Source organism: Leucobacter faecis, assembly GCF_054456695.2.
The window spans coordinates 71,482-87,219 of sequence record NZ_JBTJER020000006.1 but is presented as its reverse complement, the minus strand read 5'-3'; the positions used below and the strand labels follow the sequence as shown (position 1 = coordinate 87,219).

Sequence of the window (15,738 nt, the reverse complement as noted above, 5' to 3'; positions counted from 1 at the left end):
TTCAGTCGTGTCCACCGCGCTTTCTGCATATCCAACATCCTAGGGCGCAAGCGGCATCGCGAGGCCGCTCGCGAACGAGCGCGCCGCGCCCGAAACCGGGTCGGTGAACGAGAGCCTGCTCGCGAGCAGCTGCAGCGGGGTCGTGAAATCGTCGATCGCAGCTCCCCGATCTACGGGGTAGAGCGGGTCGCCCACGATCGGTACGCCCGCGGCCCACATGTGCAGCCGCAGCTGGTGCGTGCGTCCCGTGTGGGGCGTGAGCCGGTACAGTCCGAGGGGCCGCGCCACGCCTGGACTCGCCTCGCCACAGGCCTCGCTGGGGGTGTCGTAGCTGCGGGCGTTGGCTGCCTCTGCCGCGGTGAGCTCGCGCTCTAACGCGATGCCGGATCGCGCATTGACGGGCGCACCCGGCACAATTTCGGCGTGCATCACGCCGTGCTCTTTGGCGAGGTGGTTCTCGATTTCGACGGGCAGCGGCAGGGCGGGGTCGATGGGAGCGACCGCGTGGTAGGTCTTTTCGATGGCGCCGGCACGCTGAAACATCGACTGGTACGGCCCGCGCCACCGGCGGTCGGTCGTGAGCACGAGCAGCCCCGACGTAACCCGGTCGAGCCGGTGAATGGGGGTGAGCTCGGGCAACCCTAGTGCGTTGCGCAGCCGCACCACGACGCTCTCTTGCACGTGTTTGCCGCGCGGAATGGTCGACAAGAACGCGGGCTTGTCGATTACCACGAGCCGTTCGTCGTGGTGCACGATGCGAATCTGGCCGGGCACCGGGGTTTCGGGGGCCAGGTCACGGTGGAACCAGACGAAAAGGTTATGCCGGTAGGGATCTTGCGGCTGCACCGGGTCGCCTGCCTGGTAGACGAAGCGGCCCTGCGCAATAAAGTCGTCGACGTCGATGTGCATGCCAACGCGGGCGTGTAGCCAGTCGCGCACAAGCCGCCACTCGGGCGCCCCGCCCGGTACACCGTCGGTCGTGCGCAGCCAGGCGGCGTCAAGGCCGAAGCGCTGCGGCAGCGGGGAACGAGGGGGCACCACACGAGTCTACCGGCGATACGCGAAGCGCCCCGCCCGTCCCCCGGTAGGGGCTGGGCGGGGCGCTTGTGCGTCGCAGGATCTAGCTGGTCTTACCCGTGATGATCGCGTTCTTGACCTCGGCGATAGCCTTGGTCACCTGAATGCCACGGGGGCACGCGTCGGTGCAGTTGAAGGTTGTGCGGCACCGCCACACGCCTTCCTTGTCGTTGAGCACGTCGAGGCGCACCTGGGCGCTGTCGTCACGCGAATCAAAGATGAAGCGGTGCGCGTTCACAATCGCGGCGGGGCCAAAGTACTGCCCGTCCGTCCAGAACACGGGGCACGACGAGGTGCACGCGGCGCACAGAATGCACTTGGTGGTGTCGTCGAACCGCTCGCGCTCCTCAGCCGACTGGATGCGCTCCTTGCCGCCCTCGGGCTTGTTGCCCGCAATGAGGAACGGCTGTACGGCGCGGTACGCGTCGAAGAACGGCTCCATGTCGACGATGAGGTCCTTTTCAAGGGGCAGGCCCTTGATCGCCTCAACATAGATCGGCTTCGTGATGTCAAGATCCTTGATCAGGGTCTTGCACGCGAGACGGTTCTTACCGTTGATGCGCATCGCGTCAGAGCCGCAGATGCCGTGCGCGCACGAGCGGCGGAACGACAGCGTACCGTCCATGTCCCACTTAATCTTGTGCAGCGCGTCAAGAATACGGTCCGTCGGGTACATCTCGACGTCGAAGTCTTCCCAGTATGCCTCCCGGCCCGACTCGGGCAGGTAGCGGCGCACGAGCAGGGTAACCGTGAACGGCTTGATCCCTGCTTCTTCCGAAGGGTTTCCCGGAGCGTGTGAGTTGCTCATGACCTAGTACTTCCTCTCCAGCGGCGGGTACCGCAGCTCGCCGTTTTCGTCCTTCGTGAAGACGACCGGCTTCCAGTCCAAGCGAATGTGGTCCTCGGGGTTGGCCGACTTTGCATCGCCCGTGAGGTACGCCATGGTGTGCTTCATGTAGTTCTCGTCGTCGCGGTTCGGGTAGTCGTCGCGCATGTGGCCGCCACGGCTCTCCTTGCGGTTACGCGCGGTGTACGCGAGCACCTCGGCGAGGTCGAGCAAGAAGCCGAGCTCGATTGCCTCGAGCAGATCGGTGTTGAACCGCATGCCACGATCCTGCACGCCGACGTTCTTGTACCGCTCGCGCAGATCGTGAATCACGCCGAGCACATCGGTGAGCGTCTCGTGGGTGCGGAACACCTGAGCGCCGCGGTCCATGTTCTCCTGCAGTTCACGCCGCAGGTCGGCAACACGCTCGGTGCCATTGCCCTCGCGGAACTGCGCGACCATCTTGATGACCTCGTCGGCGGCGCCCTCGGGCAGCGGCACAAACTCGGCCGTCTTCGCGTAGTCAGCGGCGGCGTTACCGGCACGCTTACCGAACACGTTGATATCGAGCAGCGAGTTGGTGCCGAGGCGGTTCGAGCCGTGCACCGACACGCACGCGCACTCGCCCGCAGCGTAGAGGCCGGGAACGACGGTGTCGTTGTCCATCAGCACCTCTGCCTGCACGTTGGTGGGAATGCCACCCATTGCGTAGTGAGCGGTGGGGAACACCGGTACCGGCTCGGTGACGGGGTCGACGCCCAGGTAGGTGCGCGCGAACTCGGTGATGTCGGGCAGCTTGGTCTCGAGCACCTCTGCGCCCAGGTGGGTGCAGTCGAGGTAGACGTAGTCCTTGTGCGGGCCAGCGCCGCGGCCTTCGAGCACCTCTTGCACCATGGAGCGGGCGACAATGTCGCGGGGAGCGAGGTCCTTAATGGTGGGTGCGTAGCGCTCCATGAAGCGCTCGCCGCTCGCGTTACGCAAGATCGCGCCCTCACCACGGGCACCCTCGGTGAGGAGGATGCCGAGGCCGGCGAGGCCGGTCGGGTGGAACTGGTAGAACTCCATGTCCTCGAGGGGCAGGCCCTTACGCCAGACGATGCCCACGCCGTCACCCGTGAGGGTGTGTGCGTTTGACGTCGTCTTGAAGATCTTGCCGAAGCCGCCGGTCGCAAACACGATCGACTTAGCCTGGAACACGTGAATGTCGCCGGTGGCGAGGTCGTATGCGACGACGCCTGACGCCTTGCGGTCCTTGCCCTCGCCCGTCATCACCAGGTCGAGCACGTAGAACTCGTTGAAGAAGTTGACGCCCAGCTTGACGCAGTTCTGGTACAGCGTCTGCAGAATCATGTGCCCGGTGCGGTCGGCTGCGTAGCAGGCACGACGCACAGCGGCCTTACCGTGGTCACGCGTGTGGCCACCGAAGCGGCGCTGGTCGATCTTACCCTCGGGCGTACGGTTGAAGGGCAGACCCATGTTCTCGAGGTCGATGACCGCGTCGATGGCTTCCTTCGCCAGGATCTCTGCTGCGTCTTGATCGACGAGGTAATCCCCACCCTTGACCGTGTCAAAGGTGTGCCACTCCCAGTTGTCCTCCTCGACGTTTGCGAGCGCCGCGGCCATGCCGCCCTGCGCCGCGCCCGTGTGCGAGCGAGTGGGGTACAGCTTGGTAATGACCGCAGTCTTGGCCTTGGGGCCCGCCTCGATCGCGGCGCGCATGCCTGCGCCGCCTGCGCCGACGATCACTACGTCGAACTGGTGGTAGGTAACGCCGTCCTTGACGGTGACCTCTTCGCCCTCATGGGTATTTGTAGCCACGTGAGTCCTATTCTTCGATTCTCTAGAAACCTGGGGTGACCGCTACTTGGCCGTGCAGAACGACGCGACCAGCGACGGGTCAGCGCCCGCCGGGCAGGGGTCAAGCGTGTAGATCACAAACGTGCCGAGCAGAATCAGCAGCGCCGCCGACAGAAACAGTGCCACGCGAAACGCCTTCGCAAGGCCGGGGCGTGTGACGTAGTCGTTCACAATGGTGCGCATGCCGTTCGCGCCGTGGATCAGGGCAAGCCACAGAAGTAGCGTGTCCCACACCATCCAGAACGGCTGCGACAGCTTGCCGCCAACAAAGCCGAAGTCGATGGCGTGCACGCCGTCACCGATCATCAGGTTCGAGAACAGGTGACCGAACACGAGCACGAGCAACAGCACGCCCGAGACGCGCATGTAGATCCAGCCCCATTTTTCCCAGTTGGTACGCTTTGCCGCCGGGGTCTTGGCGCGCGGGGATTCAATCGTCATAGCCATGGTGCTTCTCCCTCGCCCTAGTGACCGAACACGTTCATCAGGTGGCGCGGCAGGAAGCCGGCCATCGTCACGGCCCACAGCACGATGACGATCCAGAACATGGTGCGGTGGTAACGCGCGCCCTTGCTCCAGAAATCGACCAGAATGATGCGAATGCCGTTGTATGCGTGGAACACGATCGCTGCGACGAGAGCGGCTTCACCCAGTCCCATGATCGGGGTCTTGTAGGTCGCCATCACTGCGTTGTAGGCCTCGGGGCTGACACGCACCAGCGCGGTGTCGAGCACGTGCACCAGCAAGAAGAAGAAAATTGCGACGCCGGTGATGCGGTGCAGCACCCACGACCACATTCCTTCGTTCCCGCGATACAGCGTGCCGCCCGGGCGACTCTTCTTTTTCACCGCTGGCGCGGCATCTGCCGTATGGGCTGACACGAGCTTCCTCCTAGATTCTGCATCGCCGAGCCATACTCGGCACTTAACAGTGCGGCACTCAGACAGTCGCGGGGGCACCCCAAACACAACTCCGCTGAGAATCCGCTGCGCCCCCATTATGACACCATTCGAGAGCTGCCCCGCACACAGCTGCCGTGGGCGCGTGTTCTCGCACCGGATCGTTATGTTCGACTCACCCCTCAGCGGCACAGACTACGCTTAGGCACATGTCCGACGTCGCGAATTCCACGGCCCCTCTCGACCGCTTCACGTGCGTGATTCCAGCCGGAGGTGTCGGCTCAAGGCTGTGGCCACTCTCGCGCGCAAATGCACCGAAGTTTCTGCTCGATCTGACGGGTTCTGGTGATTCGCTGCTGCGCACGACCTGGGATCGGCTCGCACCGATCACTCCCCCAGAGCGCGTGCTCGTCGTGACGGGCGTATCGCACCGTGATCTCGTCGAGAAGCAGCTCCCCCAGCTGCTCCCAGAGAACCTGGTCACCGAGAGCGAACCCAAGGACTCCTCGGCCGCGATCGGGCTCGCGGCCGCGATCCTGGAGCTACGGGACCCCGACGCGATCATTGGCTCCTTCGCGGCCGATCACGTGATCCGGGGCGAGGTGCTGTTTCAGCGGGCCGTCGAGACCGCTGTTCGAGCGGCGGATCAGGGCTACATTGCGACGATTGGCATTCGCCCCAGCCACCCCGCGACGGGGTTTGGCTACATCGAGGCGGGTGAGGCGCGCGGTGACCTGGCGAAGTTTGATCTCTACGACGTGAAGTCGTTCGTCGAAAAGCCCGAGGCGGATGTGGCCCGCGCGTATCTCGAAGATGGCGGCTACCTGTGGAACGCGGGCATGTTTATTGCGCGCGCGACGGTGCTGCTCGACCAGATGGCCCAGCAGCAGCCCGAGATGGTTGCTTCGCTGCGCGAGATCGCGGCGGCGTGGGGCACTGACCGGGGTGCAGCGGTGCGCGAACGTCTGTGGCCCACCCTCCCCAAGATCGCGATCGACTACACCGTCGCTGAGCCGGCCGCGAAGGCCGGCAAGATGGTCTGCGTCGCCGCGCACTTCGAGTGGGACGACGTGGGCGACTTTGCGTCGGTCGCGAACCTGCTCACGCGCGGGCGCGGTAACGATCTCGCCGTGCTCGGCGACCGCGCTCAGGTGCTGTCTGACGCCTCGAGCGGCATCGTCGTCTCAGAAAGCGACCGACTCGTTGCCCTCGTTGGGGTCGAAGACGTCGTGGTCGTTGACACCGCCGACGTGCTGCTCGTGACGACCAAGGCGAAGGCGCAAGAGGTCAAGAATCTCGTGGGCCGCATGAAGGTATCGGGCGGCGGCCACCTGCTCTAGCAGCCCTGGATTCTGCGAGTCGCAAGCTCCCGCAGAATGACGTGAAAATGAGCACCCTCCCCCGTCATTCTGTGGGAGCACCCTCCCCCGTCATCCTGCGCGACGGAGGAGTCGCAGGATCCACACCCAATGATTCTGCGAGTCGCAAGCTCCCGCAGAATGACGAGGAGTGGCCGCTAGGCGGGCATGATGAGCGAGAACGGGTACTTCTCGGAGGTTGCGACCCGCACGTCCTCCCCGAGCTCGGCGACACTCGCCACAGCGCCGACACCGGCGTAGCGGTCGCCCGTTTCGTAGTCGGGATCGGTCGAGATGACCACGCGGCCGCTCGCGTTCACGAGGGTCACGTCCTTGGCGATCGACAGGTCTTTCAGCATTGCGCCCTCGAGTGAGTGCACGAGCACATCGGCGCAGGCGACCCCCCAAAACCCACCTTCGACGATCAGTGGCAGCGCCGAGGTGATCGTGATCTCGTTCGAGCACAGGTAGTCAACGAACGGCCCCGCGACGTGCCGCTTGCCCGTGCTCTCGGGCACTCGGTACCACTCGAGGCGAACGAGGTCGATGGCGGCTTGCCCCGGCCCAAACGTTGACGACGCCAGCAGACTGCGTTCGGGCCCCTGCCACCAGGCGAGCGGATTTCCCTCAGCGACGATCACGTCGCTCGCGCAGTAGCCCGCGCCGTAGAGCGGGCGTTCGGTTTCGTCGAGGATCGCGTGCGCGCCACGCTCAAGCGCGTGCGCGAGCTGCGCGCCCGTGATCCGGCCCCCGGCAAGATGCGTGCGCAGTGTCGCCTCGAGCTCTGGCAGCCAGCGTTCGAGCGGCGCAAAAACGCCGTCGAAGAACGCGTCAACACGGTTCAACAGTTCGTGCAGCACGTCGTCGTACTGCGCCGGATCCTGTGGCATGGTCCCCTCCCCAGTGAGGCTTTTGCCGCTCAGCGTGCGAGGCGGCGTGACTCCAGTGTGTCATGAAGTTCGCTGCCAGGCGGCAACGCGAGGAGCTCAGCGCGAAACCGCACGAGCCAGCGCAGTGACCCGCGCACACTGTCGCGCACCGCAATGCGAGCAGCGGCGACGTCGCCCGCGCGCGTCGCGTCGATTTGCGCGGTGAGCGCGTCGTGCGTCGCAATGCGCGCGTTCTCGTCGAGATCTTGCAGCGCGAGCAGCGGCGTGAACTCGGTCTGCACGCGCACGTGCTCGTTGGTGAGCCGCACCGACTGACTGAGAGCAGCAAGCTCGAGCTGCACCTCGGTGACGCGCTTGCGCCACTGGTCGCGTTCGAGATCGCGCGCCTGCACGAGCACACCCGCCACCACCTCGAGCTCCTCGGCGGTGGCGCGCTGGCAGGCATACTCGGCGCACGCCGCCGACACGACTTCGTAGTGCACGCCGAGGTCGGCGAGCGCGACGCGGGGCATTTCCATGAGCGCACGCGCGTTAACCTCTTCGACCGCACCGCTGCTGGTGCGCACGAAGCTACCGCCGTTGCGCCCGCGCTTCGTTTCGATGAGGCCGCGGTGCCGCAGGCCGCTCAGCGCCTCGCGCACAGTGACGACCGCGACGCCCATGAGCGCCGACAGCTCAGTTTCACTGGGAAGCCGCTCCCCCTCGGTGAAGGCCCCCACCGAAATGGCTTGCACGAGACGTGACTCGACGAGCTCGGTGCGCCCCTCGTCACCAATCGGCGCAAAGGCGGCCGTGCGCAGGCGACTAGGCGGGGACTGCGTAAACGTTGAGCTCACCGCGCACCCTCCATTCGTGTGTGGGATTCACCAGAGTCTGACAGCTGTTGATTCAAGCCTAACTGTGTCGACCGTGACCGAATTGTAATGAACAAATCTTGATCCGTATTTAAACCTATTAAAACGTATGTTAATGTTTCTGCAACGGTTCGACAATGATGTTGAGGAGCGACGACATGTCACATACTTCTTCCCCAGGTGTTGCGGGAGGGTTCGGCAGCAGCCGAACCAGGCCCCGCAAAAACGAGGAACACACCAGCCTGCTCACCACCGCGACGACCGCGGTATCGGTGAAGCAGGTCACCAAGCAGTTCGGCGATTTCACCGCGGTGAAAGATCTCGATATCGAGATTCGCGATGGCGAGTTCTTCTCGATGCTCGGCCCCTCTGGCTCGGGTAAGACCACGGTGCTGCGCATGATCGCGGGGTTTGAAGCCGTCACCTCGGGCAGCATCGAACTGCACGGTGTCGACGTCACCCGCGACGCCCCGTTCGACCGCGAGGTCAACACGGTGTTTCAGGACTACGCCCTGTTTCCGCACCTCACCATCGCCGAGAACGTGGCCTACGGGCTCAAGGTGCGCAAGGTGCCCCGGGCCGAACGCGACAAGCTCGTACTTGAAGCCCTCGAACAGGTGCAGCTTGCGCAGGTCGCCGAGCGTCGCCCCTCGCAACTCTCTGGTGGTCAACGCCAGCGCATCGCGCTCGCCCGCGCCCTGATCCTGCGCCCGCGCGTGCTCCTGCTCGATGAGCCGCTTGGCGCGCTTGACAAGCAGCTGCGCGAGCAGATGCAGGTCGAGCTGAAGCAGATTCAGCGCGAGGTAGGCATCACGTTCATCTTCGTGACGCACGACCAAGAGGAGGCGCTGACCCTCTCAGATCGCGTGGCCGTGTTCAACAACGGCAAGATCGAGCAGGTGGGCTCGCCACGAGAGGTCTACGAGTTCCCTCAAACCGAGTTCGTCGCCAAGTTCTTGGGCACCACGAACCTGCTGCCCGCAGAGCTTTCGGGTCGTCTGCTCGGCGAGGCCTGCGTTCACAGTGTGCGCCCCGAGCGCGTCGAGCTTCTCGGCCCTGCCGACCAGCTTGAGCCGGGCGTCGTCTCGCTCGCCGGCACCATCGCCGAAGCGGTGTATGCAGGGCCCAACACCAAGTACCTCGTCGACACCGACCAGGGCGTGCGCATCATCGCAGAGAAGCACAACTCGCACACCCCGTCTGCGTCGCAGGGCGTGACTCGCGGCGATCGCGTCAACGTAGCGTTTCGCTACGACCACGCGACTCCCATTCCGGGCACCGCGTCGAGCAGCGACCGGGCCGCGGCCTAGGCGCCGTCCCTTCAACCACCCATAAACCCACTACCGCTTCGCGCAGCACAGCTGCTGCGCAGGCAACCACTTCCCCGACACCGGGGCATCACACAAAGGAGTCATGATGAACAAGAAGATGCTGGCCGTTCCGCTGGCCATGGCGGCGGCCCTGGGGCTCGCACTCGTGGGCTGTTCAAGCGGCGATGCTGGGGGCGACGCCTCGGGCGGCGGCTCGAGCGAACTCAAGATCGACGTGCCCGACGTACCCATGCTGGGTGAACTCGGCGACCCCGAGGGCGAAGTCAACATCGTCGCGTGGTCGGGCTTCGTTGAGCCCGAGTGGACCAAGCAGTTCGAAGAAGACACCGGCTGCAAGGTCAACCGCAAGATCGCGGGCACCTCAGACGAGATGGTGCAGCTGATGCGCACCGGCAACTACGACCTCGTGTCGGCCTCGGGCGATGCGAGCCTGCGCCTCATCGTGGGCGGCGACGTGCAGCCGCTCAACCTCGACCTGATTCCCAACTTTGGCGACGACATCGTGGAGGGCATGAAGGGTCAGCTGTACGACACCCTCAACGGCCAGTCATACGGTGTGCCCATCGGTCGCGGCGCCAACATTCTGCAGTACAACACCGACGTGGTGAAAGACGCTCCCACCAGCTGGGACATCGCGTGGGAGTCAGACAGCCCCTACGCCGGCAAGATCATCGCCTACGACGCACCGATCTACATCGCCGATGCCGCCGTCTACCTGATGGCGCACGAGCCCGACCTGGGCATCACGAACCCCTACGCCCTCGACGAAACCCAGCTCGCGGCCGCCGTTGATCTACTGAAGCAGCAGAACAAGATCATCGGCGACTACTGGTCAGACCCCACCGCACAGATCACCGCGTTCAACGGCGGCGACGTCGTGGCGGGCACCTCATGGGAGGTGCTGAAGAAGCTGTCTGAGAACCCTGCGCTCGAGGGTGTGCTGCCCGACGAGGGATCGACCGGCTGGTCAGACGCGTGGATGCTCGCGTCGAAGTCGGCCAACCCCACCTGTGGCTACCTCTGGATGGATTACACCTCGGCCCCTGACGTGAACGGCGCGATCGCCATGAACTTCGGTATGGCCCCGGCCAACGCAGCGTTCTGTGAAACCAGCGACGAGGCACGCGAGCACTGCGAGACGTTCAACGCCACCGACGAGGAGTACTTCTCAAAGGTGTGGTTCTGGACGACGCCCATCGAGCAGTGCATCGACGGTCGCACAGATGTGACCTGCACCAACTTCCAGCAGTGGACCGACGCCTGGATGACCGTTAAGGGCTAAGCCCCGCAGGTCTCCGCACACACTCCGGTGGCGGGAGCATTCCCGCCACCGGACCAAAACCCACCGAATCGCACCCCACGACTCGCACCCCATCGAATCCACTCACGTAAGGAATCGTCGTGTCGACCCCAACCTTCCTCGAGACCCGGCCCAAGCCGGTCTCCTCAGCCCTGCACAGGCACCCCAAGGGCCGCCTCGCCGCGCTGCTGACACTTCCCATGGTGTGGCTCGTCGGCGTCTATATTCTCGCCGTCGTTTTGATGCTCATCACCGCATTTTGGGAGACTGACCCCTTCACTTCAAAGGTGAAGCCGGGGTTTACGCTCGACCACTTCGCGAGCATCGTGACCGTGCCGGCCTACCTCAATGCCGCGCTGCGCACGCTCGGCATCGCACTCGCGGTCACCGCGATCTGCGCCACCCTCTCGATCCCCCTCGCCATCTACATGGCCAAGATCGCACGCCCCTGGCAGCGCGCCGCCCTCGCGGTCATGGTCACCCTGCCACTCTGGGCAGGCTACCTGGTCAAGATTCTCTCGATCCGGATCGTATTTTCTGACGGTGGCTTCATCAATTCAGTGCTTGGGCCGTTTGGTATTCACAGCCCCGGCTACGGCGTCTTCGTCACCATCATCGCGCTCGTCTACCTGTGGTTTCCGTACATGGCGATCCCGGTATATACCGCGGTGAGCCAGGTCTCACACAACCTGTTCGACGCCTCAGCCGACCTGGGCGCGCACGGCATGCGCACCATCTTCACGGTCATCGTGCCGCTTCTGAAGCCCGCCCTGATCGCCGGATCGATCTTCACGTTCTCCCTCAGCCTCGGCGACTACCTCGCCGCGAAGTTCGTGGGTGGATCAACCCAGATGATCGGTACGATCATCGCTTCCAACATCAACCTCAACCCGCCCGTGGCGGCCGCCTTCTCGGTCGTGCCCATCGTGATCGTGGTTGTCTACCTGCTCGTCGTTCGTAAGAGCGGCGCCATCGAGAACATCTAGGAGGCCGCAATGTTGCGCCTTGGCCGGGGTACCAAGATCACCCTCTCGGTGATCACCGCCCTCATTATTGTCTGCACCTACGTTCCACTGTTCGTGATCGTGGTGAACTCGTTCAACGCCAACCGCGTCGCCGGCTGGCCCGTCTCTAACTTCTCACTCGTGTGGTGGGAGAAGGCGCTCACCAACCCGGCGATGCACGCCGCCGTACTTAACTCGGTGATCGTCGCAGCGTCAGCCACCGCGATCGCGTTGCTGCTGGGCACCCTGTCGGCGTTCGCGCTGCAGCGGTTCAAGTTTTACGGTCGCGAGACCGTCAACCTGATCATCATTCTGCCGATCACCCTGCCGGGCGTCGTCACCGGTGTGGCACTGTCAAACACCTTTTACCAGGTGCTCGACCCGATCGGCATCAAGGTCGGCTACATGGGCATGATCATCGCCCACGCCACGTTCTGTGTCGTGATGGTGTTCAACAACGTAATCGCGCGGCTGCGCCGCATGAACCCGAACCTCGAAGAGGCCTCGATGGATCTCGGCGCAGGCATCATGCAGACGTTCCGGTCAGTCACTTTTCCGCAGTTTCGCAGCGCGTTCATTGCCGGTGGCCTACTCGCCTTCGCCCTGTCGTTCGACGAGGTGTACGTGACGATCTTCACCGCCCCACCCGGTGTCGACACGCTGCCGCTGTGGTTCATGAACCAGATGGGGCGCCCCAACGAGGCGAACCAGGTGAACGTGGTCGCGACGCTCATCATTCTGCTGTCGCTCATTCCGGTCTACTTCTCGCAGCGCGCTTCGGCAAACGCCGCGAAAGAGTTGAAGTAGGCGCGACGGGCGAAGGGCCCGGTCTCACTGCTCTCCGGTCGCAGCGGCTTCGCCGCCGCTCCTGCCAGACCCAACCAAGCGGTGAGACCGGGCCCTTCGCCCGTCCCCCAACATGCACAGCCCTGCGCGAACCCCACCCCGCGTCATCCTGCCTGACGCACACCCCTACGTCATCCTGCGTGAGCTTGCGAATCGCAGGATCCAAGACTCAACGCTCAACTTGCACTCATGCAGGAGATCAGCGCTTATGCAGGACCGAATTAGGGTTTTGATCCTGCACGAGTGCTGATCTCCTGCACGAGTGCAACCCGGCTCCTCCGTCGCGCAGAATGACCGGCAGTGGGGTACGTTGCGCAACTCCCACGTCATCCTGCGCGACCCCACCCCACGTCACCCTGCATGAGCTCGCGAATCGCAGGATCCATAGAAACACTCAATCTGCTTGCTGGGTTCTGCGACTCCTTCATTGCCCAGAAAGACAAACTCGATAGACCCAGGGGCGCCACTGCGTTGGGGTCTTCGTCTATGACAAACAATCGAGTGGGTGAGCTGGTTTTCCCGACTCACCCACTCGATTCAGCACTCAAGCGCGTCTACAACTAAGCGTTGGACACTGCTTGCTTGCGCCGTGCTAGAAGCAGCATTCCACCTGCGACGAGGAGCAGGCCGGCCGCACCGGCTCCGATCCATGGGAGCGTCCCACCGGTGGTCGGCAGGTGCTCGTTGTTCGGGCCGGACGGCTTTTCGGTGCCGGGCTTCGAGACCGACACGGTCTGCGCCGCGTCGTTGATGTCCGTATGCTCAGCGATGGGCTTACCGGTTGCCCCCGCACTCTCGAAAAGGTGCTCAAACGCCACGAGCACCTCACCGTCGAACCCTGCCGGGACCGTGAACTCCACATCGACCGTGCCATTGGCCTCGGCAGCAGTGAAGGTCGTGGAGCCCTTGATGCCGGTGGCGCTGCCGTCGGCCTTGTTCATAAGCTCACCGGTGACGGTGTACTCCGTGCCCGGCGTCAGATTCCGGTAGGCGACCGTGTCGATCACCTTGCCACCCTTGGCCGTCAGGACATGGTCCTGGTCGGCTGCATCGACCAGCGAGGTACCCATGACGGGGGTCTCCACGACGGGCGCTTCCTCGACCGTGACGGTCTGCGCTGCGTCGTCGATGTCCTCGTGGACAGCGACAGGCTCGCCGGTAGCCTCGTCGCCCTCGAAAAGCTGCTCGTAGGCGACGAGCACCTCACCGGCGAAGCCGGCCGGTACGACGAAGCTGACCTCTACGGAGCCGTTGGCTTCGGTCGGAGTGAAGGTCGTACTGCCGGTAATAGCCGTCGCAGAGCCATCAGCCTTGTGCATCAGCTCGCCGCTTACGGTGTACCCGGTGCCGGGGGTGAGGTTCTGGTAAGCGACGGTGTCGATCACGGTGCCGCCGTTCCAGCCCAGGATGTGGTCCTGATCGGCCGAGTCCACCAGCGACGTACCGATCGCCGGTTCCTCAACGACGGGCGCTTCCTCGACCGTGACGGTCTGCGCTGCGTCGTCGATGTCCTCGTGTGATGCAACAGGGACGAAAGTAGCTCCGTTCCAGCTGGCCAAGGTCTCGAAGGCCACGAGAGTCTCGCCCGCGTACCCCTCGGGCACGATAAAAGTGATGTCGACGGAACCATTGGTTTCGGTCGGGGTGAAGGTCGTGCTGCCCGTGATCCCGGCGCCCGAGCCATCAGCCTTGTTCATCAGCTCGCCAGTCACGGTGTACTCGGTGCCCGGGGTGAGGTTCTGATAGGCGACGGTATCGACCACCGTGCCGCCGTTCCAGCCCAGGACGTGATCCTGATCAGCCGAATCGACCAAGGAGGTTCCGATGGCCGGTTCCTCAGCGGCGGGCGCCTCCTCGACCGTCACGGTCTGAGCTGCGTCGTTGATGTCTTCGTGAACAGCAACCGGGTCGCCGGTCGCCTCGTCGCCCTCGAAGAGCTGCTCGTACGCGACCAGCACCTCACCAGCAAAGCCAGTCGGCACCGTGAAGGTCACGTCAACAGAGCCGTTGGCCTCGGTCGGGGTGAAGGTCGTGCTACCGGTAATCCCAGTGCCCAAACCATCTGCCTTGTTCATCAGCTCACCCGTCACGGTGTACTCCGTGCCCGGAACCAGGTTCTGGTAGGCCACGGTATCGACGACGGTGCCGCCGTTCCAGGCCAGCACTCGGTCGCCGTCAGCGGAGTCCACAAGCGAGGTGCCGATCGACGGCTCAGCGGCGTCCTGGCCCGTCCATGTCACGTCGGCGCTATCGCCGGCAGTGCTCGTGCTCGCCTGCACGAGGATGATGGACTGGGCGTGACTGCCGGTGGTCGGGGTCTGCGAGCCCTGGACGGGGACCGAGATAATATTCCCCGTCGGGCCTCCCGCTGCTGCAGACACAGACACCGTCGCAGACCCGGTCGTAGTCGCCCCGCGCACATCGAGGTAGATTTCCTGACCGTCCACGACGGCGTCAGTGGCGATCGGGTTTCCTGCGGCGTCGACGATGTCGAAGTCCGGTGTGGACACAGACACCGCTGCCTGGTTCGTACTCACGACGAACGGGCCGACGAGGCTGTCGCTCGTCTGGGCGCCACTCGGCGCGGCGATCGTCGCCGTGACCTCGGCATCGCCCGGAGCCAGGCCAGGGTGGGTGTTCACGCCGTTGACCAGGTACCAGTAGAGGTCTTTTGAGTTGTCGGTTTCCCAGTTCCAGTCCGCGTCCCAGGCCAAGTCCGTGTAGCGCCAGATCGCGTACTGGGTCGCCTCGATGGCGTCGTTCTCGGTGAGCTCGGTGATGCCCGCAGCCGCTTCGAGATCTGTCAGGCTGACCGCCGGGTACCCGTTCGCGAGCACCCAGAGAACCTTGCCCTGAACCGCGGAGTCAACGAAGTGGTTCGAGCCGAGGAACTCGGTGAAGTCACCAACAATCGCTTCTGTGTTCGACCTCGACGACAGGTCGTGCTCGATGCAGTAAGCCCACCCATCCGGTTCTCCTGTCGCGGGGGTTTCGTACCACACCGGCCACATGCCTGTGCCCCCATACCCGACCTTGGCGCCGACGTGAACCGCGTCGCCCGAATCGACTGCTGAGGCGGCCGTCACGGGGGCTGCTACGAGCCCGACCGTGATCAACACAGTCCCCAGTAACCTCGCGAGTCTCTTCAAACGGGGTCTCGCCCCCTCTAGCTTGTCCAATGTGTTCATCCTCTCGATCAGTACCGTGTTGTTCCTTGTCGCCAGTCGGCAGCATCGTTACCGCCCGCGGGGGTCAAATGTTCCGGCACGTCACTCATTTCAACGCATACTTTCAGCATGTACTCAGCCAACGAAGAAAATGACCCCCACGTGGAGGTCACGTCCCGACGGCTGGCAAGGATAGACCGACGTTCTGGAAGTCACGCATTACGCAACAAGCGGTCCCGCACCTGATGCGTTCGGGTGCGGGTGGGGGTGCCTACGCGCAATTCCACGTCATCCTGCGTGACCCCATCGATATGCTGAACCTGTTGTTG

13 protein-coding genes are annotated in these 15,738 nt (G+C 63.9%); 5 read left to right on the top strand and 8 right to left on the bottom strand.

Features of this window, described 5'->3' with window-relative positions:
• Positions 1-39: 39 nt before the first annotated feature.
• The 5 genes from ACXR2W_RS08390 to sdhC form a co-directional block, all read right to left on the bottom strand.
• Entirely contained in the window at positions 40-1,038 is a 999-nt protein-coding gene (locus tag ACXR2W_RS08390; protein ID WP_458814554.1) for a pseudouridine synthase, read from the bottom strand.
• A gap of 82 nt (positions 1,039-1,120) precedes the next feature.
• A complete protein-coding gene (locus tag ACXR2W_RS08385) occupies positions 1,121-1,885 on the bottom strand; it encodes a succinate dehydrogenase iron-sulfur subunit (protein WP_458814556.1) in 765 nt (254 codons plus the stop codon).
• Between the two features lie 3 nt (positions 1,886-1,888).
• Entirely contained in the window at positions 1,889-3,721 is a 1,833-nt protein-coding gene (gene sdhA, locus ACXR2W_RS08380) for a succinate dehydrogenase flavoprotein subunit (protein WP_458814558.1), read from the bottom strand.
• A 42-nt stretch (positions 3,722-3,763) separates the two neighbouring features.
• Positions 3,764-4,207: a succinate dehydrogenase hydrophobic membrane anchor subunit gene (locus ACXR2W_RS08375; protein ID WP_458814560.1), complete on the bottom strand. Its 444-nt coding sequence runs from the start codon at positions 4,205-4,207 to the stop codon at positions 3,764-3,766.
• 17 nt (positions 4,208-4,224) lie between these two features.
• On the bottom strand, positions 4,225-4,641 hold the full coding sequence (sdhC, locus tag ACXR2W_RS08370; protein WP_458814562.1) for a succinate dehydrogenase, cytochrome b556 subunit: 417 nt from the start codon (positions 4,639-4,641) through the stop codon (positions 4,225-4,227).
• A 227-nt stretch (positions 4,642-4,868) separates the two neighbouring features.
• On the opposite strand from sdhC, the gene ACXR2W_RS08365 reads away from it, so the two are divergent.
• Positions 4,869-5,999 (top strand): mannose-1-phosphate guanylyltransferase, encoded by a 1,131-nt coding sequence (locus ACXR2W_RS08365; RefSeq protein ID WP_458814564.1) that lies wholly within the window; start codon positions 4,869-4,871, stop codon positions 5,997-5,999.
• A 176-nt stretch (positions 6,000-6,175) separates the two neighbouring features.
• On the opposite strand, the gene ACXR2W_RS08360 is transcribed toward ACXR2W_RS08365, so the two are convergent.
• Together ACXR2W_RS08360 and ACXR2W_RS08355 are read right to left on the bottom strand one after the other, a co-directional pair.
• Positions 6,176-6,907 (bottom strand): PDC sensor domain-containing protein, encoded by a 732-nt coding sequence (locus ACXR2W_RS08360; protein WP_458814566.1) that lies wholly within the window; start codon positions 6,905-6,907, stop codon positions 6,176-6,178.
• 29 nt (positions 6,908-6,936) lie between these two features.
• Positions 6,937-7,743, bottom strand: coding sequence for a FadR/GntR family transcriptional regulator (locus tag ACXR2W_RS08355; protein ID WP_458814568.1), 807 nt, complete (start codon positions 7,741-7,743; stop codon positions 6,937-6,939).
• A 176-nt stretch (positions 7,744-7,919) separates the two neighbouring features.
• Here ACXR2W_RS08355 and ACXR2W_RS08350 point away from each other — a divergent pair, with 176 nt between their 5' ends.
• The 4 genes from ACXR2W_RS08350 to ACXR2W_RS08335 all read left to right on the top strand — a co-directional run bounded on the left by ACXR2W_RS08350 (position 7,920) and on the right by ACXR2W_RS08335 (position 12,203).
• Complete coding sequence (locus tag ACXR2W_RS08350) at positions 7,920-9,071, top strand: ABC transporter ATP-binding protein (protein ID WP_458814570.1); 1,152 nt, start codon at positions 7,920-7,922, stop codon at positions 9,069-9,071.
• A gap of 106 nt (positions 9,072-9,177) precedes the next feature.
• Positions 9,178-10,374, top strand: a complete 1,197-nt coding sequence (locus ACXR2W_RS08345; protein WP_458814664.1) for a type 2 periplasmic-binding domain-containing protein — start codon at positions 9,178-9,180, stop codon at positions 10,372-10,374.
• Positions 10,375-10,493: 119 nt separating this feature from the next.
• Complete coding sequence (locus tag ACXR2W_RS08340) at positions 10,494-11,378, top strand: ABC transporter permease (protein WP_458814572.1); 885 nt, start codon at positions 10,494-10,496, stop codon at positions 11,376-11,378.
• 9 nt (positions 11,379-11,387) lie between these two features.
• A complete protein-coding gene (locus ACXR2W_RS08335) occupies positions 11,388-12,203 on the top strand; it encodes an ABC transporter permease (RefSeq protein WP_458814574.1) in 816 nt (271 codons plus the stop codon).
• Positions 12,204-12,802: 599 nt separating this feature from the next.
• Here ACXR2W_RS08335 and ACXR2W_RS08330 read toward each other — a convergent pair.
• A complete protein-coding gene (locus tag ACXR2W_RS08330) occupies positions 12,803-15,361 on the bottom strand; it encodes a VaFE repeat-containing surface-anchored protein (RefSeq protein WP_458814576.1) in 2,559 nt (852 codons plus the stop codon).
• Positions 15,362-15,738 lie beyond the last annotated feature (377 nt).

What these genes read in the sequence shown, in the direction of transcription:
- ACXR2W_RS08375 (WP_458814560.1), bottom strand. Translation starts at nt 4,207, where the DNA reads ATGGCTATGACGATTGAATCCCCGCGCGCCAAGACCCCGGCGGCAAAG.
- ACXR2W_RS08350 (WP_458814570.1), top strand. Translation starts at nt 7,920, where the DNA reads ATGTCACATACTTCTTCCCCAGGTGTTGCGGGAGGGTTCGGCAGCAGC.
- ACXR2W_RS08365 (WP_458814564.1), top strand. Translation starts at nt 4,869, where the DNA reads ATGTCCGACGTCGCGAATTCCACGGCCCCTCTCGACCGCTTCACGTGC.
- ACXR2W_RS08345 (WP_458814664.1), top strand. Translation starts at nt 9,178, where the DNA reads ATGAACAAGAAGATGCTGGCCGTTCCGCTGGCCATGGCGGCGGCCCTG.
- ACXR2W_RS08360 (WP_458814566.1), bottom strand. Translation starts at nt 6,907, where the DNA reads ATGCCACAGGATCCGGCGCAGTACGACGACGTGCTGCACGAACTGTTG.
- ACXR2W_RS08335 (WP_458814574.1), top strand. Translation starts at nt 11,388, where the DNA reads ATGTTGCGCCTTGGCCGGGGTACCAAGATCACCCTCTCGGTGATCACC.
- ACXR2W_RS08385 (WP_458814556.1), bottom strand. Translation starts at nt 1,885, where the DNA reads ATGAGCAACTCACACGCTCCGGGAAACCCTTCGGAAGAAGCAGGGATC.